18 protein-coding genes are annotated in these 21,642 nt (G+C 62.8%); 16 read left to right on the top strand and 2 right to left on the bottom strand.

The window, feature by feature from the left end; translation table 11 throughout:
• Nucleotides 1–55 precede the first annotated feature (55 nt).
• The 15 genes from DIE03_RS25750 (at nucleotide 56) to DIE03_RS25675 (ending at nucleotide 16,911) form a co-directional block, all read left to right on the top strand.
• Nucleotides 56–805, top strand: a complete 750-nt coding sequence (locus tag DIE03_RS25750) for an electron transfer flavoprotein subunit beta/FixA family protein (RefSeq protein ID WP_124455152.1) — start codon at nucleotides 56–58, stop codon at nucleotides 803–805.
• Nucleotides 806–836: 31 nt separating this feature from the next.
• Nucleotides 837–1,784 carry an electron transfer flavoprotein subunit alpha/FixB family protein gene (locus DIE03_RS25745; protein ID WP_111442769.1) on the top strand — a complete coding sequence of 316 codons (948 nt, stop codon included), beginning with the start codon at nucleotides 837–839 and terminating at the stop codon, nucleotides 1,782–1,784.
• A 538-nt stretch (nucleotides 1,785–2,322) separates the two neighbouring features.
• Nucleotides 2,323–3,840 (top strand): 3-hydroxyacyl-CoA dehydrogenase, encoded by a 1,518-nt coding sequence (locus DIE03_RS25735; protein WP_258399111.1) that lies wholly within the window; start codon nucleotides 2,323–2,325, stop codon nucleotides 3,838–3,840.
• Between the two features lie 89 nt (nucleotides 3,841–3,929).
• Nucleotides 3,930–5,312, top strand: coding sequence for an ABC transporter substrate-binding protein (locus tag DIE03_RS25730; RefSeq protein ID WP_221623699.1), 1,383 nt, complete (start codon nucleotides 3,930–3,932; stop codon nucleotides 5,310–5,312).
• A gap of 118 nt (nucleotides 5,313–5,430) precedes the next feature.
• On the top strand, nucleotides 5,431–6,636 hold the full coding sequence (gene pcaF / locus DIE03_RS25725) for a 3-oxoadipyl-CoA thiolase (protein ID WP_059623729.1): 1,206 nt from the start codon (nucleotides 5,431–5,433) through the stop codon (nucleotides 6,634–6,636).
• A gap of 185 nt (nucleotides 6,637–6,821) precedes the next feature.
• Nucleotides 6,822–7,982, top strand: coding sequence for a Re/Si-specific NAD(P)(+) transhydrogenase subunit alpha (locus DIE03_RS25720; RefSeq protein WP_059623731.1), 1,161 nt, complete (start codon nucleotides 6,822–6,824; stop codon nucleotides 7,980–7,982).
• Between the two features lie 8 nt (nucleotides 7,983–7,990).
• On the top strand, nucleotides 7,991–8,308 hold the full coding sequence (locus DIE03_RS25715; protein ID WP_059623733.1) for an NAD(P) transhydrogenase subunit alpha: 318 nt from the start codon (nucleotides 7,991–7,993) through the stop codon (nucleotides 8,306–8,308).
• A 5-nt stretch (nucleotides 8,309–8,313) separates the two neighbouring features.
• Complete coding sequence (locus tag DIE03_RS25710; protein WP_059623735.1) at nucleotides 8,314–9,771, top strand: NAD(P)(+) transhydrogenase (Re/Si-specific) subunit beta; 1,458 nt, start codon at nucleotides 8,314–8,316, stop codon at nucleotides 9,769–9,771.
• A gap of 63 nt (nucleotides 9,772–9,834) precedes the next feature.
• Nucleotides 9,835–10,062 (top strand): hypothetical protein, encoded by a 228-nt coding sequence (locus tag DIE03_RS25705; protein WP_111442765.1) that lies wholly within the window; start codon nucleotides 9,835–9,837, stop codon nucleotides 10,060–10,062.
• A gap of 90 nt (nucleotides 10,063–10,152) precedes the next feature.
• Nucleotides 10,153–11,832 (top strand): electron transfer flavoprotein-ubiquinone oxidoreductase, encoded by a 1,680-nt coding sequence (locus DIE03_RS25700; protein WP_124455150.1) that lies wholly within the window; start codon nucleotides 10,153–10,155, stop codon nucleotides 11,830–11,832.
• Nucleotides 11,833–12,529: 697 nt separating this feature from the next.
• Entirely contained in the window at nucleotides 12,530–13,396 is an 867-nt protein-coding gene (locus tag DIE03_RS25695; protein ID WP_111442627.1) for a branched-chain amino acid ABC transporter permease, read from the top strand.
• A 9-nt stretch (nucleotides 13,397–13,405) separates the two neighbouring features.
• Complete coding sequence (locus tag DIE03_RS25690) at nucleotides 13,406–14,398, top strand: branched-chain amino acid ABC transporter permease (RefSeq protein ID WP_166677942.1); 993 nt, start codon at nucleotides 13,406–13,408, stop codon at nucleotides 14,396–14,398.
• Nucleotides 14,395–15,162, top strand: a complete 768-nt coding sequence (locus DIE03_RS25685) for an ABC transporter ATP-binding protein (RefSeq protein WP_059623742.1) — start codon at nucleotides 14,395–14,397, stop codon at nucleotides 15,160–15,162. The genes DIE03_RS25690 and DIE03_RS25685 overlap by 4 nt, the downstream gene beginning before the upstream one ends.
• 2 nt (nucleotides 15,163–15,164) lie before the next feature.
• Entirely contained in the window at nucleotides 15,165–15,857 is a 693-nt protein-coding gene (locus DIE03_RS25680; protein ID WP_059623744.1) for an ABC transporter ATP-binding protein, read from the top strand.
• A gap of 31 nt (nucleotides 15,858–15,888) precedes the next feature.
• The gene (locus tag DIE03_RS25675) at nucleotides 15,889–16,911 is read left to right on the top strand and encodes an amidohydrolase (RefSeq protein ID WP_241308701.1); all 1,023 of its coding nucleotides are present in this window, start codon (nucleotides 15,889–15,891) and stop codon (nucleotides 16,909–16,911) included.
• A 118-nt stretch (nucleotides 16,912–17,029) separates the two neighbouring features.
• Here the strand turns inward: DIE03_RS25675 and DIE03_RS25670 are convergent, their stop codons facing one another.
• Nucleotides 17,030–17,794: an SDR family NAD(P)-dependent oxidoreductase gene (locus DIE03_RS25670; RefSeq protein ID WP_059623746.1), complete on the bottom strand. Its 765-nt coding sequence runs from the start codon at nucleotides 17,792–17,794 to the stop codon at nucleotides 17,030–17,032.
• A gap of 183 nt (nucleotides 17,795–17,977) precedes the next feature.
• On the bottom strand, nucleotides 17,978–19,177 hold the full coding sequence (locus tag DIE03_RS25665) for an ABC transporter substrate-binding protein (RefSeq protein ID WP_059623748.1): 1,200 nt from the start codon (nucleotides 19,175–19,177) through the stop codon (nucleotides 17,978–17,980).
• A gap of 449 nt (nucleotides 19,178–19,626) precedes the next feature.
• On the opposite strand from DIE03_RS25665, the gene DIE03_RS25660 reads away from it, so the two are divergent.
• Nucleotides 19,627–21,456, top strand: coding sequence for an NAD(P)-dependent oxidoreductase (locus DIE03_RS25660; RefSeq protein WP_124455149.1), 1,830 nt, complete (start codon nucleotides 19,627–19,629; stop codon nucleotides 21,454–21,456).
• Nucleotides 21,457–21,642: the final 186 nt, after the last annotated feature.

The raw sequence follows: 21,642 nt of genomic DNA, 5'->3' as shown, positions 1-21,642 counted from the left end.
ACGCGCTGGGGACAGCGCGTTCGGCTGCTTCGGTTCTTGATGTTCGGGTTAAAGAATGAAAATCCTGGTGCCAGTGAAAAGAGTGGTCGATTACAACGTGAAGGTCCGCGTGAAGCCGGGCAACACGGGTGTCGACATTACGAATGTGAAGATGTCGATGAACCCGTTCGACGAAATCGCGGTGGAAGAAGCCGTGCGCCTGAAGGAAGCGGGCGTGGCGACTGAAGTGATCGCCGTGTCGGTGGGCGTTGCGCAAGCGCAGGAAACGCTGCGTACGGCGCTGGCGATCGGCGCGGATCGCGCGATCCTCGTCGAGTCGAACGACAGTGTCGAGCCGCTGGGCGTCGCGAAGATCCTGAAGGCGCTGGTCGACAAGGAACAGCCGCAACTGGTGATCCTCGGCAAGCAGGCGATCGACGACGATTCGAACCAGACGGGCCAGATGCTGGCTGCGCTGGCTGGCCTGCCGCAAGCGACGTTTGCATCGAAGGTGACGGTCGCCGCCGGTAAGGCAACGGTTGCACGCGAAGTCGACGGCGGCGCGGAAACGCTGTCGCTGACGCTGCCGGCCGTGGTCACGACCGACCTGCGCCTGAACGAGCCGCGCTACGTGACGCTGCCGAACATCATGAAGGCGAAGAAGAAGCCGCTCGAAACCGTGAAGCCGGAAGACCTGGGCGTCGACGTTACGCCGCGTCTGAAGACGCTGAAGGTGGTCGAGCCGCCGAAGCGCGCAGCCGGCGTGAAGGTGCCGGACGTGAAGACGCTGGTCGAGAAGCTGAAGACCGAAGCCAAGGTGATGTAAGAGGGAGCGGAAAGAAATGACGGTTCTGGTGATGGCAGAGCACGAGACGATTCTGGTGATTGCAGAACACGACAATGCGTCGCTCAAGGCCGCGACGTTGAACACGGTGGCAGCGGCGGCGAAGATTGGCGGTGACATTCACGTGCTGGTGGCAGGCCACAACGCACAGGGCGCAGCCGATGCGGCAGCGAAGATTGCAGGCGTGTCGAAGGTGCTGCTGGCCGACGCACCGCAACTGGCCGCAGGCCTGGCGGAAAACGTCGAAGCGACGGCGCTGAACATCGCGAAGGACTACTCGCACATCCTCGCGCCGGCAACGGCCTACGGCAAGAACATCGCGCCGCGCATCGCCGCGAAGCTGGACGTCGCGCAGATCTCGGACATCACGGCAGTGGACTCGGCCGATACGTTCGAGCGTCCGATCTACGCAGGCAATGCGATCGCGACGGTGCAGTCGGGCGACCCGATCAAGGTCATCACGGTGCGTGCGACGGGCTTCGATCCGGTCGCAGCGGCAGGCGGCAGCGCGTCGGTCGAGAAGATCGAAGCCGCGGCCGATACAGGCAAGTCGCAATTCGTGAGCCGTGAAGTGACGAAGCTGGACCGTCCGGAACTCACCAGCGCGAAGATCATCGTGTCGGGCGGCCGCGGTCTGGGTAGCGGCGAGAACTACACGAAGGTGCTGGAGCCGCTGGCGGACAAGCTGTCGGCAGCGCTGGGCGCATCGCGCGCGGCAGTCGATGCGGGCTACGTACCGAACGACTATCAGGTTGGCCAGACCGGCAAGATCGTCGCCGCGCAGCTGTACATCGCGGTCGGCATCTCGGGTGCGATCCAGCATCTGGCCGGCATGAAGGATTCGAAGGTGATCGTCGCGATCAACAAGGATCCGGAAGCGCCGATCTTCAGCGTGGCCGATTACGGCCTCGTCGGCGATTTGTTCACGGTCGTGCCGGAACTCGTCGGCGAACTGGGCTGACGCGCGCGATATCGTGACGACGATTTTAGGTGACGCAACGCGGCCTTGCTTCATGAACAGGCGGCGACGCCACCGGGGATCGTTCAGGCCGACGCCCCGATCACGAGCCCACGCAATGCCGCGAGATGCGGTCGCGTGACTCACCGGGCGGAGGAGCTGAGATGACTGCACCGAAACGTTCTCTGCGAGCGGCAATCGGGAAATGGTTGGGCAGCGGTGTTGCCGGGTGTTTTCGTCTCTCGCGTATCGGTCGATCGGATGAAAGCCGGTGGCGTTGTGTGCGAATCGACGTCGATTGCCCGTCCGGAACCTTATCGCTCGTGTTCTTTCGTCACGACGACGGGGCGTGGCACGTTTTTCCCCCCGGCAGAAGGCGGGCGGCGATCGGCGGATCGCGCTATGCCGGCCAGTTTCTCTTCGACGTACACGAACCGAGAAAAAATCTTGCACGTGTTTAGCGCGTCGGCGGTGCGCGCACGACTGCCGGTGACTGACGTTTGTCGATTGAATGAAGCGCAAATTGAATGGGAGATCGAGATTGGGACAATCTCTGAATAGCGTCGGCGTGGTAGGCGCGGGCGCGATGGGGCGCGGTATCGCACAAGTTTGCGCGATGGCCGGTTGCGACGTGACATTGTTCGATGTGAATGACGGCGCAGTGACACGGGCCATTTCAGCGATACGCAACGATCTGATGCGGTCGGTTGAAAATGGGCGGATCGAGCAGTGCGACGCGGACGCTGCGCTGCACCGGATCACCGCGGCGACCAGTCTGACAGAAATGGCCGGGTGCGATCTGGTCGTGGAAGCGATCGTCGAGAACCTCGAGTTCAAGCAGCGGCTGTTGCGGGATCTGGAGTCGATCGTGTCGCCGTCGTGCATTCTGGTGACCAACACGTCGTCGTTGAGCGTGACGTCGATCGCATCCGGTTGTGTACAGCCATCTCGCGTGGCCGGGTGGCACTTCTTCAATCCCGTCACGCGGATGAGACTGGTCGAGATCGTGCAGGCGCCCCGAACGGCAACGGAAGCGATCGATGCGCTGGCCGAGCTGTCGCGGCGCATCGGACATCGGCCGATCGTTGTGCCGGATTCGCCGGGTTTCGTGGTCAACCATGCGGGCCGTGCCTTTGTCACCGAAGGGTTGAAGCTGCTCGCGGAAAAAAACGCTGAGCACTCGGTGCTGGATGCGATCCTGCGCCAGTGCGCAGGGTTCCGCATGGGTCCGTTCGAGCTGCTGGATCTGACTGGGCTCGACGTGTCTGTTCCCGTGATGGAATCGATTCATGCGCAGTACTACGGCGACGATCGCTACCGACCGGTGATGCTCGCACGCACGCGCCTCCACGCCGGCCTGTTGGGTCGCAAGGCGGGACAAGGTTTTTACAGCTACGACGGCAAGCCGGCGGCGGCACATGCGCCGGCGCAGCAGGCGGTACCGGTGGTCGACTTCGCGGTGTGGTGGCCGACGGAGGGGGCGGCGGCGTTGCCCGAAACGGTTGTGCCGTTGCTGTCGCAGGTGACGCGTGCGGCCGACTTGCATGCCGCCGATGTGGTCCTGATCGCGCCACTGGACACGGACCTTTCAACTGCGATTGCGAATTTCCGGCTCGATCCGAGCAAGGTCGTCGGGATCGATCCCGTGTTCTGCGGGACTTCGGGCGTGACGTTGATGACCTGCCCGGGAACAGTGAAGTCGACGGTAGATCGCGCGCAGGCGATATTCGCAGCGCAATCGATTCCCGCGTTTGTCATTTCGGATTCCCCTGGATTCGTTGCGCCCCGAGTGGTGGCGTGCATTGTCAATCTCGCTTGCGAAATGGCCCAGCAGGGCATCGCGTCACCGGAGGATATCGATGTATCGGTGCGTCTCGGCCTCGGTTATCCGACGGGGCCATTCGAGTGGGGCGATGCGCTCGGCGCGCATCGGGTGCTCGACATCCTCAGGGGACTTTACGAGACCTTCGGGGATCAGCGATACCGACCGTCGCCGTGGCTCGTTCGGCGTGCACGTCTCGGTCTGCCGTTGACGTCACCGGAGCGGGCCGCTGCCTGACGAACATCGATCGACGGACGACGGACTGCTCCGGCCGTTCCGCGTACTGTGCGTCGCGCAGCCGGAAATTAAACGGGAGGAGACTGATGATGAAACTGCGATTTGCGCTTACATGGACGCTCGCCGTCGCCGTGGCGATGCCGGGCGCCTTTGCGGCTTCGTCGGGAGAGCCGCTGAAGGTCGGCGTGATTGTCGATATGTCCGGCGTCTACTCGGGCATCGGCGGAACGGGCGGGGTGGCGGCGGTCAAGATGGCCGTGCGCGATTTCGGTGGCAAGGTGCTCGGCAGACCGATCGAAGTGCTGTCTGCAGACTACCAGAACAAGGTCGATATTACGGCGACGCGCGCGCGGCAATGGTACGACAGGGATAACGTGTCGATGGTGATCGAATCGACCGATTCGGCCTCGGCACTCGCGCTGCAGAAGCTAGGCATGGAAAAGCGCAAGGTGACGATCTTTGCTGGCTCGGCAACGACGGATCTGACCGGCAAGCAGTGTTCCCCGTACGGCGTGCACTATGTGTACGACACCTATGCGCTCGCGAACGGGACGGCCCGGGCGGTGGTATCGGAAGGTGGGAAACGCTGGTTCTTCATCACGGCCGACTACGCATTCGGTCATTCGTTGCAGTCGCAGGCCACGCAGGTTGTCACGTCGATGGGCGGACAGGTCGTGGGAAGTATCGACCATCCTCTGGCGACATCGGACTTCGCGTCCTTCCTGATGCAGGCCCAGTCGTCGAAGGCCCAGGTCATCGGGCTCGCGAACGCGGGGCGCGACACGCAAAATGCGATTCGTCAGGCTGCCGAGTTCGGCATGATGACCGGCAAGCAGATCGTTGCACCGCTGCTGATCTTCGATGGCGATCTGAAGGGCATCGGCCTGAAGACGGCTCAGGGTGTTCAGTTCACCACCGCGTTCTACTGGGACTACAACGATCGGACGCGCGCGTTCGCGAAGGCATTCAACGCCGAGACCGGCAAGATGCCTACGATGGTCCAGGCGGGCATGTACTCCGCCGTAACTCACTATCTCCAGGCCGTTCAGGCAGCGGGAACGGTGGACAGCGATGCGGTCATAGCGAAAATGAAGGCGATGCCGATCAATGATTTCTTTGCCCGGGACGGCCGTATTCTGGCAAACGGCCTGATGGTGCACGACATGTATCTGGCCGAGGCGAAGAAACCGTCGGAATCGAAGGGCGAGTGGGACCTGCTGAAGATTCGATCGGTGATCCCGAAGGAAACGGCGTTCCAGACGCTCCAGCATTACCGCACACTGAGCGAGCGTACGTTGCAGGCGCGTGCGCGGTATGCCGTTCAGGAAGCAGCACTGCACATCATGTCGGACTCGACTCGGCACATGTCCGTCGAAACGACATCTGATGTAGAGACCGCAGACAACGATGCATCGCTGTCGCGTGAACGTGATCATGTCGTGGCGCGAAGAGCGGGCGTCGCACGTCGGTGAAAGCCCGTTGCGCATGTCCATGCCGACCGCATTGGAGCCCGAAAGCCGAATCCGGGCGTGACTGGCATGTTCATTGCATTAAGAGTGTGATTTCAACTTCTCGATGCGACGCCACGTCATGAGTACACAAGCCTTTATCTGCGATGCAATCCGTACGCCGTTCGGCCGCTATGGCGGCTCGCTTTCTTCCGTGCGCGCCGACGATTTGGCCGCGATTCCGATCAGGGCGCTGATGGCGCGCAATCCTGGCGTCGACTGGGAGGCGGTCGGCGACGTGCTGCTCGGCTGCGCGAATCAGGCCGGTGAGGACAACCGCAACGTCGCGCGCATGGCGAGCTTGCTCGCCGGCCTGCCGCTCGGCGTACCGGGCGCCACGATCAATCGACTGTGCGGCTCGGGCCTCGATGCGGTGGGCAGCGCAGCGCGCGCGATCAAGTCCGGCGAAACAGCGTTGATGGTTGCGGGCGGCGTGGAAAGCATGAGTCGCGCGCCCTTTGTCATGCCGAAGGCGGAGTCGGCTTTCAGCCGTGCGAACGCGGTCTACGACACGACGATCGGCTGGCGATTCGTCAACAAGCTGATGAAGGAGCAGTACGGCGCCGATGCGATGCCGGAAACGGCGGAGAACGTTGCGGTCGACTACAAGATCGGGCGTGACGCTCAGGATCGGATGGCGCTGGCTTCGCAGACGAAGGCGCTGGCCGCGCAAAAGCGCGGGTTCTTCGATAGCGAGATCACGCCTGTCTACATCCCGCAGAAAAAAGGCGAGCCGCTGGTCGTGAAGCAGGACGAGCATCCTCGCGAGACGTCGTTCGAAGCCCTTGCGAAGCTCAAGGGTGTCGTGCGGCCTGACGGCAGCGTGACGGCCGGAAACGCGAGCGGCGTCAACGACGGAGCCTGTGCGTTGCTGCTGTCCGACGAGCGCGCGATCGCCCAACACAGTCTCACGCCCCGTGCTCGGGTGGTCGCGATGGCAACCGCGGGTGTGCCGCCGCGCGTGATGGGTATCGGTCCGGCGCCGGCGACGGAGAAGGTTCTGGCACTGGCCGGATTGCGGCTCGACGAGATCGACGTGATCGAACTCAACGAGGCGTTCGCCGCACAGGGGCTGGCCGTGTTGCGCCTGCTGGGCCTGAAGGACGATGATCCCCGGGTCAACCCCAACGGCGGGGCGATTGCACTCGGTCATCCGCTCGGCGCGTCGGGCGCGCGTCTCGTGACGACGGCAATCAATCAGTTGCACGCCACGAGCGGTCGCTACGCATTGTGCACGATGTGCATCGGAGTGGGCCAGGGCATCGCATTGATCCTGGAGCGCGTCTGAGTGCGATCGGATACGCGTAACGAATTCGGCTGAAACCGGCGAGTTCATTTCGCGCGCCGGCCGCGTGGCGTTCATGTAACACACGTGCCGCTCATCGTTGGTTCATCGCCGGCGCGACATCGAGCGTTGGTCCGCGTATCCGCTGCGCGGCAACGAACGATCATTTTTCTCAAGGAGCAGAAGTCATGCTGATAGGTGTGCCCGTCGAAACAACGCCGGGCGAAGCCCGCGTCGCCGTTACCCCGGAGACGGCCAGGAAACTGCAGGATCAGGGACACACGGTGCGCGTGGCTTCCGGTGCGGGGCAGGGGGCCAGCTATACCGACGACGTTTATCGGGCCGCCGGCGCCGAGATCGTGGATCAAGCGGCTGCGCTCGGCTGCGAGGTCGTGCTGAAAGTCAGGTCGCCTCTCGACAGCGAACTCGCCGCTTTCCGCGTGGGGGCCGTGCTGGTCGGGATGCTCAATCCGTTCGATGCAACTGGTCTCCAACGGCTCGCCAAAGCTGGCATCACGGCGTTCGCGCTCGAGGCCGCGCCGCGAACGACGCGCGCGCAAAGCCTGGATGTGCTGTCGAGCCAGGCGAATATCGCAGGCTACAAGGCTGTCATGATCGCCGCCGATCGATATCGGCGCATCTTCCCGATGTTGATGACGGCGGCGGGGACCGTGAAGGCGGCGCGCGTCGTGATTCTCGGTGTCGGGGTTGCCGGGTTGCAGGCCATCGCGACGGCAAAACGCCTGGGCGCTGTCATCGAAGCGAGCGACGTGCGTCCGAGCGTCAAGGAGCAGGTGGAGTCTCTGGGGGCGAAGTTCATCGACGTGCCCTACGAAACGGCGGAAGAAAAAGAGGCCGCGGAGGGTGTCGGCGGATACGCGAGGCCGATGCCGGCCTCGTGGCTGCAGCGTCAGCAGGTTGAAGTGGCCAGGCGTGTCGCGGCCGCCGATATCGTCATCACCACGGCGCTGATTCCCGGGCGGCCCGCGCCGGTGCTGGTGACCGAGGCGATGGTGGAATCGATGAAGCCGGGTTCCGTCATCGTGGATCTCGCGGCGGCCCAGGGTGGCAATTGCCCGCTGACCGAGCCGGGCAGCACTGCGATTCGGCACGGGGTGACGATCGTCGGCGAAACGAACCTGCCTGCGCTGGTTGCCACCGACGCCAGCAACCTGTATGCGCGCAACGTACTCGATTTCCTGAAACTGATTCTGCCGAAGGGCGGCGGCGTGACGATCGATCTCGAGGATGACATCGTTGCCGCCTGCCTGGTTGCCCGGGACGGAATGGTCATGCGCGATCAACCTGCTCCCGTCCGGTCAACGGCGGAAGCTTCGACCACGAACTGAGAATCGCCATGGAAGCTGTCAGCCACATCATCACCAACCTGATCATCTTTGCCCTGGCCATCTATGTCGGCTATCACGTCGTCTGGAATGTGACGCCCGCACTGCATACGCCCTTGATGGCCGTGACCAACGCGATCTCGGCGATCGTCATCGTCGGCGCGATGCTCGCGGCGGGACTGACATCGAGCGGTCTCGGCAGAACCGCTGGCGTGCTCGCGGTTGCGCTCGCCGCGGTCAACGTGTTCGGGGGCTTCCTCGTCACGCGACGGATGCTGGAAATGTTCAGGAAGAAAGAAAGAAAGACGACTGAAAAGGCGGGGGCGTAACGATCATGAGCATGAACCTCGTTACCTTGTTGTATTTGCTGGCCAGCATCTGTTTCATTCAGGCGCTGAAGGGGCTGTCTCACCCGACGACGGCCATTCGCGGAAACGCATTCGGCATGACGGGCATGGCAATCGCAGTACTGACCACCGCGGCTCTGATCGTGAAGCTCGCCGCCACGCCGACCGGGATCGGGCTCGTGCTGCTCGGTCTGCTCCTGGGGGGAACCGTCGGCGCCGTGATGGCGTATCGCGTGGAAATGACCAAGATGCCGGAGCTGGTGGCGTTCATGCACAGCATGATCGGCTTGGCAGCCGTCTTCATCGCGGTGGCCGCGGTGACGGAGCCTTGGGCGTTCGGCATTACGCCTGCACCGTTGGCTGCGGGCGCGGGCCTGGACGGTCTCGCGCACCCGTCGATCCCGACCGGCAACCGGCTCGAGCTTTTCCTCGGAGCGGCGATTGGCGCGATCACGTTCAGCGGATCAGTGATCGCGTTCGGCAAGCTCAGCGGTAAGTACACGCTGCGCGTATTTCAGGGCGCGCCGGTCCAGTTCAAGGGGCAGCATTTTCTGAACCTCGTGCTGGGACTGACCACGATCGGGCTCGGCCTGACGTTCATGGCGACCGAAAGCTGGTCCGTGTTTCTGTTGATGCTGGCATTCGCGTTCGTGATGGGCGTGTTGATCATCATCCCGATCGGCGGCGCAGACATGCCGGTGGTGGTGTCGATGCTGAACAGCTACTCCGGCTGGGCGGCTGCGGGCATCGGCTTTTCGCTCGGCAATCCGATGCTGATCATTGCCGGCTCGTTGGTGGGCAGCTCCGGTGCGATTCTGTCCTACATCATGTGCAAGGCGATGAACCGATCGTTCTTCAACGTGATTCTGGGCGGGTTCGGCGGCGAGGCCAATGCCGCTGCCGGCGGGGCCAAGGAACAGCGTCCGGTCAAGAGCGGCAGCGCGGACGACGCCGCGTACATGCTGTCGAACGCGGAATCCGTGATCATCGTTCCGGGATATGGCCTGGCGGTCGCGCGTGCGCAACACGCGATCAACGAGCTGTCTCAGAAACTCACGGAAAAGGGTGTGACGGTGAAGTATGCAATTCATCCGGTCGCGGGGCGCATGCCCGGTCACATGAACGTGCTGCTCGCGGAAGCCGAGGTGCCGTATGACCAGGTGTTCGAGATGGAGGAGATCAACGGCGAATTCTCGCAGGCCGATGTCGCGATCGTGCTCGGTGCCAACGACGTGGTGAACCCGGTCGCGCTGGAAAAGGGCAGTCCGATCTACGGTATGCCGATCCTCGACGCATACAAGGCGCGGACGGTCATCGTCAATAAACGTTCGATGGCTGCCGGATATGCGGGGCTCGACAACGAGTTGTTCTATATGGACAAGACGATGATGGTTTTCGGCGATGCGAAGAAGGTTGTCGAGGACATGGTGAAGGCCATCGACTAAACGGGCCGACTGACACGGACTCGCTCCGGTCCGCATCCGTGTCCGAGTGATCAGGAGGGGAAAATGTTTGGTTCGACGCTGGTACAAAGGCATGTCGGCAACACGTCGCTGACGGCCGAATTTCACGAAGGCTCGGGACGACTTCGCATATCGTCGAACGGCGTGCTGTCGCACGAATTCTTTCCGCCCCAGTCATGGATGATCGTGGCCACGAGCGCCGGTGTAAGCAATTGGGGCACGCGCCCGAGCAAGACAGACCTTCTGCATGTCCTCGAGCAGTTCGACGGATGACGCGAGACGGCGGTCTGCGATTCCGGGTTACGCGTTGCATGGGGCGCCGTCTCGCCATCGCGCAGTTCGTCCGTTTATTCAGAGAGATCGATGACAAATTCAGCTGTCGTGCATAGTGACGCAGCGCAACAGCGCGAATCCATGGAATACGACGTCGTGATCGTCGGCGGCGGCCCCGCCGGGCTGTCGGCGGCGATCCGGCTCAAGCAGCTGGCCGCCGAGAAAGGCACCGAGATCGGCGTGTGCGTGCTCGAGAAGGGTTCCGAGATCGGCGCGCACATCCTGTCGGGCGCGGTGATGGACCCGCGCGCGATCAACGAACTGTTCCCCGACTGGAAGGAACAAGGCGCGCCGCTCACCGTCGAGGTGACGGAAGACCGCTTCCTGTTCCTGTCCGAGAAGAGCGCGGTCACCACGCCGAACTGGGCGCTGCCCGCGAACTTCAAGAACCACGGCAACTACGTGATTTCGCTGGGCAACGTCACGCGCTGGCTCGGCGCGCAGGCCGAAGCGCTCGGCGTCGAGATCTTCCCGGGCTTCCCGGCCGCGGAGATTCTCTATAACGACGACGGCTCGGTGAAGGGCGTCGCGACCGGCAACATGGGCGTGGGCAAGGACGGCGAGCCGACCGAGAACTTCCAGCTCGGCATGGAGCTGCACGCGAAGTACACGCTGTTCGCCGAAGGCTGCCGTGGCCACCTCGGCCGCCAGCTGATCTCCAAGTTCAAGCTCGACGCGAACGCCGATCCGCAGGCCTACGGGATCGGCATCAAGGAACTGTGGGAAATCGACCCGGCCAAGCACAAGCCGGGCCTCGTGATCCACACGGCCGGCTGGCCGCTGAAGTCCGACACGTACGGCGGCTCGTTCCTGTATCACATGGACAACAACCAGGTGGTGGTCGGCTTCGTGGTGGGCCTGGGCTACACGAACCCGTACCTGTCGCCGTTCGAGGAATTCCAGCGCTACAAGACGCATCCGTCGATCCGCGCGTTCCTCGAAGGCGGCAAGCGCGTGTCGTACGGCGCGCGCGCGATCACGGCCGGCGGCCTGCTGTCGCTGCCGAAGACGGTGTTCCCGGGCGGCGCGCTGATCGGTGACGACGCGGGTTTCCTGAACGCATCGCGGATCAAGGGCAGCCACGCGGCGATCAAGACCGGCATGCTGGCCGCCGACGCCGCGTTCGACGCGGTGCAGGCAGGCCGCCAGTCGGACGAGCTCAATGCGTACCCGGACGCGTTCAAGCAATCGTGGCTGTACACGGAGCTGTACCGCGCGCGCAACTTCAAGCAGTGGATGGCGAAGGGCCTGTACCTCGGCACGCTGATGGTCGGGCTCGAGCAGAAGGTGATGGGCGGCAACGTGCCGTGGACGCTGCATCACCAGCATGCGGACCACGAGATGCTGAAGCCGGCGTCGCAGTGCGAGCCGATCGAATACCCGAAGCCGGACGGCAAGCTGACGTTCGACCGGCTGTCGTCGGTGTTCATCTCGAACACGAACCACGAGGAGAACCAGCCGGCGCACCTGACGCTGAAGGACGCGAGCGTGCCGGTGAACGTGAACCTGCGCACGTACGCGGGGCCGGAGGGGCGCTTCTGCCCGGCAGCCGTGTACGAATTCGTGAAGAACGACGACGGCAGCGATCGCCTGGTGATCAACGCGCAGAACTGCGTGCACTGCAAGACCTGCGACATCAAGGATCCGACGCAGAACATCGTGTGGGTCACGCCGGAAGGCGGCGGCGGGCCGAATTACCCGGCCCTGTAGCGCACCATCGAAACGAGAGCGGCCGTGACGCGAAATCGGCGATCCACGCCAGTTCGATACGGCGTCCGAAGTGGACGGCACAGGTTACTTTCGAGGGTATTCCCGATGCCCGGGGCCTTGCCTGGCGGGAGTCGCCGGAATGGACACCTGTCTTTTGCAAGGACACATCTGCCGCGTTGTGTGCACTTGTCCCTTTCGCATCTCCGTCGACTTCGATGATCGATGAAGTCGCGTCTTGCCAGACGCCCTCCGATCGGAGCCGCATGGATACGGGGCCCCGGTTCTTTCGCTTCAAGATCACGTTTGCCCGGCGTGGGTGCCGTGCGGGTCGCCTGGAACATCGGCCCGATGCTGGCATGGGCATTGCATTATCCGTGCTACTTGACGTGCCGCCGGAGGACGGCGGATTCAAGCACAGGGCCGATGCCCCCGAGGTCGCGGACGGTTCGTCGTTTCGCACAGACAGCCGGCGGCATTCGAGGTCGAGCGATAGCAGCAAAAAACAGGAGACAATCGATGCACAACCTTCCATTTTTCGAAACCGCACACCGCGACGCGCGGCGCGGGACAGACGACGCTTCCCATGCGCGGCCATCGGTGATCCGCCTTTCGATTGACTGAACGCCGTCCCGAACGTTGACAGCCGTTCGTTCGGCGCGTCCTCTATCCCTACGATCGAAAGAGAGGTATCAAAGTCATGGAAGGCTTGATTTCGGCTGGCGTCATCGGCCTGAGCCTGGGCACCCAGTATGCGTTGATCAGCATCGGGTTCACGCTCATATTCGGCATCATGGGCGTGGTGAACTTCGCTCATGGCGGTTTCTACATCCTCGGCGGTTACATCGCCTATTCACTGTCCCAGTCCCTGGGCGTGCCGTTTGCGGCAGCGGTGCTGATCGCCGCGTTGGCCACGGGCGTGGTCGGCTATCTGGTGGAAGTCGTGGTTGTGGAGCGGAACGTCTCCGACCATTTGGCGACGATGCTGATGACGTTGGGCATCTATCAGATCATCACGACCGGCATGACGGCCGTCTATGGGGCCGAGCCGATGAATTTCCCGTTCCCGGTGACCGGCTCGCTGCGCGGTCCGGGTTTCTATATCCCTTACGCAAACCTGATCGTCTTCGGCGTGTGCGCGCTCGCGATCGGCAGCGTCTATTACCTCGTCTTCAGGACCCGATACGGTATTGCGCTGCGTGCGATGGCAGACGACAGCCCGGTTGCGCGCGCACAGGGAATTCGGCCCGCGCGTATGTTCCCGCTGGCGTTTGCCATTGCAACGGCGCTGGCGGGGCTCACCGGCGCACTCGTCACGCCGATTCTTGCGTTGGAGCCTTCCAGCGGAGATGCCGTGCTCGGCAGGGCGTTCATCGTCGTCGTCATGGGCGGACTGGGCAGTGTCGGCGGTGCCACGATCTCCGCATTCGTCGTCGGCCTCGTGGAGGCTTATGCGAGTGTCTATCTCGGCGGTTCCCAAGGCGCGCTCGTGCTGTTCGTGATCGTGATGCTGATCCTCTTGGTTCGCCCGCAGGGGCTGTTCGGTACCGTTACACGCAAGGCCTGAATTATGAAAATGACCTATCGTCGCCGTGACTTCATGCTCGACATATCGGGCGTGATCGTACTGCTACTGCTTCTTATCGTACCCTTCGCGTCAACGGACCCGTTCATGTATTCGCTGGCCGGTCAGTCCGCCATCGGCGTGTGTGCCGCGCTGGGCATCTACATCATGCTGCGGCTTGGGCTCCTGTCGTTCTCCGCGCCGTCTTTCATGGCGCTCGGTGGCTATGCCGCCGCCATCGCGGCGAATGCCGGTACGACGAACCTCGTTCTGCTCATGCTGATCAGTGCGATCGTGCCGGCGCTCGTGGCGCTGCCGCTCGGGGCGTTGGTGCTCCGACTCAAAGGCGTGTACTTCATTTTCATTACGTTCGTCTTCAACGAAATACTTCAGATCGTCATCTTCCAAACGCCGACATTGACAGGCGGTGCCAACGGGATCACCGGTGTCCCGCCAGCATTGCTGTTCGGGATGGGTGCCACGTCGCCGGCGACGGTCGTCGTCGTCACTGTTGCCATTTGCATCGTCTCCGCGTTGTTTACGCTTGGCATGACGCACGTTCTCCGGCCCGAGTTCTCGTCGATCGAGGAGAACGAGACGCTCGCGGAAAGCCTGGGCGTTGCGCCGTGGAAATATCGCACCATCGGCTTCGTTACCTCGGCCGCCGTATCCGGACTGGCGGGTTTCGCACTTGTCAACATGCTCTCGACCGCCCATCCGAGCTCGTTCACCACGTGGTCGGTGAACAGCTACATCGCGTACGTCTTCGTCGGGGGCCGCGGATCGTTGCTGGGTGTCGTGGTGGGCAGCCTTCTGCTCATCACGATGAACGATGTTTTCAGCAGCTACGCTCAATTGTCGTCCGGATTGTTCGGGCTGCTGCTCGTCATCGTGATGATGATTGCACCCGGCGGCATCGTGGGAACACTGACGAACGTGTTTGACAAGATGAGGGTACGCCATCGCGGCGTACTTCAACCGCGTATCGAGGATCGTCGAGCATGAGTTCGCCTATTGGTATTTCAAAACAGAGCAACCGAGCGCCCGTGCCGGCGACATTGCAAGTCGAAGCGATCACCAAGCGATTCGGCGGCCTGCGCGTATTCGAAGGCATTTCATTCGAAGTGTCGGCGGGCGACGTGCTTGGCGTGATCGGCCCGAACGGCGCGGGCAAGACTACGCTGATCAATGTCATGAGCGGCATGCTGCCGCCGACGTCGGGACGCATTTTGCTGGGCGGGCAGGTCATCTCCGGGATGCGGTTCTACAACGTGGCACGTCTTGGTGTCGCTCGCAGCTTCCAGCAGACCAACACGTTCAAGAGCGCGACGGTCGAAGAGAACCTGTTTCGTGCGCAGCGCTTCAGCACGATCCATTCGAATGCGGATCTCGGCATCGAAGGGTTGCTGGACGAGTTCGGTCTTGCACAGCACCTTTACGACCCGAGCGACAAGTTGCCGTATGGACTCCAGAAAATGCTTGGCCTGGTGATGGTGCTCGCTTCGAGACCCCGATTTTTGCTTCTGGACGAGCCGGCCGCAGGGCTGGAGGCCCGGGAGCGGCCGCAGGTGGACCGCTTCATCGAGCATGCGCGCAGCGTGCTGGGCTGCGGCGTCCTGATCGTGGAGCACGACATGGATATGGTCAAGCGACTGTGCCCGCGCATTGTCGTGCTCGAGGCGGGGCGGCTTCTCGCTGAGGGAGCGCCGGGCGATGTGCTTTCCCGCCGTGATGTCATCGAGGCCTATCTGGGCGTGAGTGAGGAATGAAAATGCTGAGCATCGAGAAGCTGGTCGTTCGTTATGGCGGCATCGTGGCCCTACGGGAAGTGTCGATCGACGTGAAGGAGGGCGAAACGGTCCTGTTGGTCGGCGCGAATGGCGCGGGCAAGTCGAGCCTGATCAATGCCGTAGTCGGTCTGGTTCCCGCGATATCCGGTCAGATCCGTTTTGCCGGGAAGGACCTGGTTGGTGTCTCGTGCCCGGGCCGAGCCCGTCTGGGCATCGGCTATTCGCCGGAGGGGCGCCGGATATTCCGCTCGCTGAGCGTGAGGGAAAACGTCCTGGCGGGCACGCTCGGTATTTCGAAGATGCAGGCGCAAGCGAACCTCGAGTGGATGGAGCGGACTTTTCCGTTGCTCGCTGAGCGCGCAGACCAACCGGCCAACCAACTGAGCGGCGGGCAGCAGCAGGTCGTCGCGCTGGCTCGAGCGGCAAGCACGCTGCCCAAACTGCTGCTTTTGGACGAACCGTTCCTCGGACTGGCACCCGTCTGGATCGAGCGCATCAGCGAGTCGATTCGGGAGCTGCAGCGTCGCGGCACCACGATCCTGATGACTGAACAAATGGCCCGCCCCGCGCTTAAGCTTGTCGACCGCGCGTACGTCATGCGTGGCGGCGAGGTCCGGCGAAGCGGCACGGTCGACGAGATTCGGGATGTCGCGCTCGCGGAGGAATATCTTTGAATTCGAATTCACATCAAGACAAGGTGATGCAATGACGAACATGTTTCCGTACCCGCAACTGAAGGCCGGTCGCGATGAGCCTATCATCGATCCCGACCTGCCGATCATCGACTCAGCTCACCATCTCTTTGACAGACCGGCATTGCGCTACATGTTCGAGGATTACCTGGCGGACGTGAACGCGGGACATCGAATCGTCGCGTCCATCTACGTGGAAACGCTTGCCTTCGCACGCAAGGATGGCCCGGAGGTGCTGCGGCCGCTTGGCGAGGTTGAGTTCGCGAACGGGGTTGCGGCGATGAGCGCCACCGGCGCCTATGGCGATTGCCGCGTCTGCGCGGCGATCGTCGGGAACGCGGACCTGCGATTCGGGTCGGCAGTGGCCGAATTGCTCGACCGGTCGCTTGAAGCCGCGCCAGAGCGATTCCGGGGCGTTCGGCAGATCACGATCGAGGATCCGAGCGATGCGCCTTTCCGCTATGTCACGAACCGGCCGGCGCCCGGAATCATGAAATCCCCGGGATTTCGTGCCGGCTTCCAGGAGGTGGCAGCACGCGGCCTGACGTTCGATGCGGCAGTGTTCCATCACCAGATGGCCGACGTTTGCGAGCTTGCCGATATGTTTCCCGATACGTCCATCGTCCTCAACCACCTGGGCCAGGCGATGGGCATGGACATGGACGCCGACGGCCGTGCCGGCGTGTTCGCGCAGTGGCGATCGGCAGTGCGCGAGGTGGCGCGCCGCCAAAACGTGCTGTGCAAGATCGGCGGCCTGGGATTGCCGTTTTGGGGGTTCGGTTTCGAGAAACGCGCGGAGCCGGTCGGCTATCTGGAACTCGCGGATGCGTGGAGGCCCTATGTCGAGACCGTCATTGATGCTTTCGGCGTCGAGCGCTGCATGATGGAAAGCAATTATCCGCCCGATGGTCGATCGTGCGGATTCGTGCCGATGTGGAACGCGCTGAAGCATATCGTCCGGGGCGCATCGGCTCGAGAAAAGGCAGCGCTTTTTCACGATACCGCAGCCCGCGTTTACCGCATCGACCTTTCCTGAACCGGGCGTCGTGCGCCGTGGGCGCGCGAGCAGATTGCTCGACGCGCCGCACCAACCCGGCGAGAAGATCCACGGTTCAGCCTGCCGTCCGCGCATCGTGGACGGCAGGCGCGATGTCTCAGTGAGATGGAATGCCCGCCGTGGAGCCGCCGTCCACGGGCATGACGATGCCCGTGACGAAGCTGGCATCATCCGACAGCAGAAACGCGATGGCGGCGGCAACCTCTTCAGGCTCTCCCTCGCGGCCGATCGGATGCGCCGCGCGAATGCGCTTTTCGTTTTCCGGATCCTCGAACATCACGGCTGTCATCGGGGTGCGAATCATCCCCGGCGCTACGGCGTTCACGCGGATACCGTAAGAGGCAAGTTCGAGCGCCATGGTATGCGTGATGCCCGAGACGCCGAACTTCGACGCGGAGTATGCGAGGCGGTTCGGTACGCCGCGGATTCCCGCCCCCGACGAAACGTTGACGATTGCCGCGGGTGTTTTCGCTTCCGTCGCGACGCGTGCAAATGCCTGGCAGACGTTGAACGTTCCATCGAGATTCACTGACAGGACGCGATGCCACGCCTCCGGATCGAAATCCAGCACGTTGCCCACGCCGCGGATGCCGGCGGAGTTCACGAGCCCGTGAAGCGGGCCGAATCGTCGAGCGGCGTCGGCCACGATGGCGTTGACGTCGTCGCGATTCGACACGTCCATCGCGACGGCGTGGATACGGTTAGTCGGGCCGAATTCCGAGGCGACCTTGTCAACATCGCCCTTGCGTACGTCTGCTGCGACGACCAATGCACCCTCGTCGAACAGACGTCGAACACACGCCGCGCCAATCCCGCTGCCGGCTCCCGTTACGAGGATCGTTTTCCCTTCAAAACGCTTCATGTCACCTTTTCCTTTTCATGTCGAAGCCACCACGTGCGGTCGGGCAACGCGGTCGAGACGCACGGATTCCGGATGTGGTCTCGTTGCTCCGCGATGCCGTGGCGATCGAGAGATTCGCCGAAAGTCGCGCGGTAGCGCGGACGCCCCATACGGCCTTCGGCGATTAACCGCACTATCCGAGGTTCACGGCGTCGCGGGTTCCGACGCAATGGCGATGCGTCGATCCTTTTGCCTTTTACCGTTCGCGATCACGCCCATCCCGATCGGGAAGGCGAGCTGCTGATTGATTCCGTATTGCGCCTTGCCGCGCCATCCGCCTTTGCCGAGGTAGCGGGATTCCGGCGTCGTCTCTCGCAACGCGGCCGCGATCTTTTGGCCATCCTGATCGGTTCCGGCTCGCGAGATCGCACGCAGAAGATGCTCCGCGGCGAGTGCGGACGGATAGAACAGCGTGTTGTCCGGCACCTTCGACTTCATCACGCGCTCGTAGTCGGCATTCAGACGCTGGATGCCGGGGTCGTCCAGCGGAGCGAGTTCGAGCCAGTAGAACGCCTTCTGGGTTGAAATGTCTCCCACGGTGTTCAGCACCACCTCTGCGCCGCTGCCGAGGTCACCGAACGCGCCCGTGTATCCGGCGCCTAGCATTTGCTTGACTAGGACGCCGGCTTCACCCGGCGGCATCGGTCCGAACTCCACCGATTCGGGGCCCATGCTCATCAGGCGGGCCACGATGGGCGCGAAGTTCGTGGTGCCGCGTTGATAGAATTCGAGCGTCGCCTTGGCACCGGCCTTTTCGTACTCCTGGACCAGTGCTTTGCCTGCATCGGTGCCGCCCTGGTCGTTCGGTGCAACAACGATCACCTTGTTGAATTTGAACTCGTCCCTTGCGGCTTTCACGACATAGGCACCCCAGACCTGCGGCGTGAGTGATACCGCGAAGGCGAGCGGATATTGCGTGTTGATGACATCCTTCGCGTACGAGTGCGCGAAATTCACGATGCCGTACCGCTTCGCGATGGGCTTGAATCCCGCCAGTTCGACCGACGGAACCGGGCCCACAGCCGCATGAACCCCCTGGCTCGCGAAATAGTTGGCGGCGGCCGCTCCACCGGCAGCGGTCGCTTGCGAGTCATAACTCGTCGGCACCACCTTGCACTTGCGGTTGCCGACTTGCAGGCCGCCATTGGCATTGGTATAGGCGGCCTCGAACTCGACGGCGGCTTTCTCGGCGAGGCCCTGCGACGATCCACCGCCGCTCATCGGGCCGAGCACGCCGATCTTGACTTCGCACGATTGTGCTGCCGCCGGCGTGCAAACCGCCCAGGATGCGGCGAGCGTCGCTGCGCAGGCCGCCGCTTTGGCCGTGTTCCAATGTTTCGCCATCAAAGTCTCCTTCTGGTAGTTATCTATGGGTGCAAGTCCGGAAAGGGCGCTACCTCATCCGAACACCCGAATCGGCCCGAAATACCTAGCGCTGGGCGCGAAAAAGATTGGCTTCGCGATTCGACCGAAAACGGATAGCCGTTTTTCGGCCCGGCGATAACCGATCTGGCAGTAATGAAGCAATTGCGATGCCAACGGACGCCGGATGTGCTGCCGATCTAAGGAGAAGCGTCGCACGCGGGCGCGCCCGGTGTGATTCGACCGTCGCTGATACGGACAACTGTGTTTCCCGACGACATGCACGAGCAATAGCGACGTTCCGGCGATCGCGCGATCGCCGTGGCGGCGTATGGGGTGGCGCCCAACGAAGCTGGTACGGAACCTGCAATCGATTCGCGCCTGAGCGGAATGAAACCGCGACGCGGCATATTTTGGAAAAGGGGCTGTACATGAAAGTCGGGTATATCGGTTTGGGCGCGATGGGGGCGCCGTTGGCACAAAGGCTCATCGGCACATACGACCTGTGCGTCTGGGATATCAATACTGCGGCTGTCGCCGAGTTCGAGAAGCTCGGTGCGGGCGTCGCATCATCCGCGGCTGAGCTGGCGTATCGCTGCGACGTCCTGATGCTGTGTCTGCCGCGCACGGAGAACGTGCGGCAGGTGATCTTCGGCGCACAAGGGCTGGCGCAAGGGCTGACGCCGGGAAAGATCATCATCGATCAGACGAGCGGTGTGCCGGAGCAAACCCGGGACATCGCACGCCAATTGGAGGCAAAGGGCGTCGCGATGATCGACGCGCCGGTGGCGGGCGGTGTGGCGGCCGCTCGCGCGGGCAAGGTGACCATCATGGTTTCCGGTCCCGATAGTGCCTATCAGACAGTATCGCCGATCCTGCATGCAATCAGTTCGAACGTCTTCCGATGCGGGGAACGGGTCGGCGACGGGCAGGCAATCAAGCTCGTCAACAACGTGATGAACGCGGCATGCCGCCTGGCGACGCTGGAAATCGTCGCGATGGGAAGAAAGTCGGGACTGCCGCTCGCGACCTTGACTGACTTGCTCAACAAAAGCACGGCTCGGAACCGCATCACGGAGACCATGTTGCCGGCCATTGTCGAAGGCAGGGCCGCGACCAACTTCGCGCTTCCCCTGATGGTGAAGGACGTTCGTCAAGCGATCGAACTCGGCATGAATGCCGGTGCGCCGATGCCTGTGTCGAGCATCGCGCTCGGCTTGCTGCAGACCGGCGTCAATACGTTGGGGCAGGATGCCCGGCTCGAGGATGTCGTCAAGCTGATCGAGTCGATGGCGGGCACGCGGCTGCGTGATGATGCGATGTCGATGTCGATGTCGATGTCGACGTCGACGGCAGCAACGGCGGGGCGGGACGAGCTGACGGTCGGCTATGTCGGGCTTGGCGCCATGGGCGCGGCGCTGGTGCGGCGTCTGATGAAGTTTCGAAAGGTGCAGGTGTTCGATGTGCGGCCCGATATCGTCCGCGATCTCGAAGCCGACGGCGCGGTCGCGGCGTCGGACTTGCCCTCGCTGGCACGCGACTGCGACGTCATCATGATTTGCGTGCCCGACTCGACAGTCGTCCGAGAGGTTGTGTTCGGAAAGGGGGGGTTAAGGGAAGGCCTCGCCGCAGGCAAGGTCGTCATCGATCAGACGACGGGCGATCCGTCCGTCACGCGACAGACGGCAGAGGAACTCAGGGCGCTGGGCGTGGCGCTAGTGGACGCGCCCGTTTCAGGCGGTCCGAGCGGCGCGCAGGCAGGTACCGTGGCGATTATGTGCAGCGGGGCGCAGGACGTGTGCGCACGCGTGCGGCCGCTTCTCGAATCCATCAGCCCGAACGTGGTGTATTGCGGCGAAACCGGATATGGGCATATCGCCAAGCTAGTCAAGAACGCATTGGGTGCGTGCAATCGGCTGATCGCGTATGAAGCCGTGGCGATGGGTATCAAAAACGGCCTGAAACTCCGGGACATGGAGAAAGTGATCAACAGCGGTTCAGGGTGGAGCGCTACGTTCGAGCGTGTCGTTCCTGTTCTCGCGGCGGGCGGCCGGTCGGCGAGCCTGCGGCTGGAACTCATGGTGAAGGACCTTCGGCTTGCATGTGAGACCGCCATGAATTGCGGGGCGCCGATGTTGATTGCGAATGCGGTCCGTAATGCGGTCGAGGCCGGAGCGAACGAGCTTGGGGGAGACGCCAATATCGACGAACTGGCCAGGCTGTTCGAAGCGCGGGCGGGGATCACGTTTGCCGCTGCATGAGCGGGCCATTCTGCACGCACCGGTGCGGCAGCGATGAAGGCGCGGCGAGCGGCACGTGTCGCCGCGGTGGACACGAATCGGGCAGGCCGTCGCCGGCGTGGACAGTTTGTCGGCACCCGTAGACTGCGACGTTCCTGCGGCAAGCATGGCACGTCAATTGCAAGTTGATGGGCAACCTCGTTCCAC

Source organism: Burkholderia sp. Bp8992 (assembly GCF_003853705.1).
Lineage (GTDB): Bacteria > Pseudomonadota > Gammaproteobacteria > Burkholderiales > Burkholderiaceae > Burkholderia.
Note: the sequence above shows the minus strand (reverse complement) of the source record. Positions and strands in the feature narration are given on the sequence as shown.

Excerpts from the sequence above, each read along its gene's own strand:
- DIE03_RS25750 (WP_124455152.1), top strand. The coding sequence starts at position 56 with ATGAAAATCCTGGTGCCAGTGAAAAGAGTGGTCGATTACAACGTGAAG.
- DIE03_RS25745 (WP_111442769.1), top strand. The coding sequence starts at position 837 with ATGGCAGAGCACGAGACGATTCTGGTGATTGCAGAACACGACAATGCG.
- DIE03_RS25730 (WP_221623699.1), top strand. The coding sequence starts at position 3,930 with ATGAAACTGCGATTTGCGCTTACATGGACGCTCGCCGTCGCCGTGGCG.
- pcaF (WP_059623729.1), top strand. The coding sequence starts at position 5,431 with ATGAGTACACAAGCCTTTATCTGCGATGCAATCCGTACGCCGTTCGGC.
- DIE03_RS25720 (WP_059623731.1), top strand. The coding sequence starts at position 6,822 with ATGCTGATAGGTGTGCCCGTCGAAACAACGCCGGGCGAAGCCCGCGTC.
- DIE03_RS25715 (WP_059623733.1), top strand. The coding sequence starts at position 7,991 with ATGGAAGCTGTCAGCCACATCATCACCAACCTGATCATCTTTGCCCTG.
- DIE03_RS25710 (WP_059623735.1), top strand. The coding sequence starts at position 8,314 with ATGAGCATGAACCTCGTTACCTTGTTGTATTTGCTGGCCAGCATCTGT.
- DIE03_RS25705 (WP_111442765.1), top strand. The coding sequence starts at position 9,835 with ATGTTTGGTTCGACGCTGGTACAAAGGCATGTCGGCAACACGTCGCTG.
- DIE03_RS25700 (WP_124455150.1), top strand. The coding sequence starts at position 10,153 with ATGACAAATTCAGCTGTCGTGCATAGTGACGCAGCGCAACAGCGCGAA.
- DIE03_RS25695 (WP_111442627.1), top strand. The coding sequence starts at position 12,530 with ATGGAAGGCTTGATTTCGGCTGGCGTCATCGGCCTGAGCCTGGGCACC.
- DIE03_RS25690 (WP_166677942.1), top strand. The coding sequence starts at position 13,406 with ATGACCTATCGTCGCCGTGACTTCATGCTCGACATATCGGGCGTGATC.
- DIE03_RS25685 (WP_059623742.1), top strand. The coding sequence starts at position 14,395 with ATGAGTTCGCCTATTGGTATTTCAAAACAGAGCAACCGAGCGCCCGTG.
- DIE03_RS25680 (WP_059623744.1), top strand. The coding sequence starts at position 15,165 with ATGCTGAGCATCGAGAAGCTGGTCGTTCGTTATGGCGGCATCGTGGCC.
- DIE03_RS25675 (WP_241308701.1), top strand. The coding sequence starts at position 15,889 with ATGACGAACATGTTTCCGTACCCGCAACTGAAGGCCGGTCGCGATGAG.
- DIE03_RS25670 (WP_059623746.1), bottom strand. The coding sequence starts at position 17,794 with ATGAAGCGTTTTGAAGGGAAAACGATCCTCGTAACGGGAGCCGGCAGC.
- DIE03_RS25665 (WP_059623748.1), bottom strand. The coding sequence starts at position 19,177 with ATGGCGAAACATTGGAACACGGCCAAAGCGGCGGCCTGCGCAGCGACG.
- DIE03_RS25660 (WP_124455149.1), top strand. The coding sequence starts at position 19,627 with ATGAAAGTCGGGTATATCGGTTTGGGCGCGATGGGGGCGCCGTTGGCA.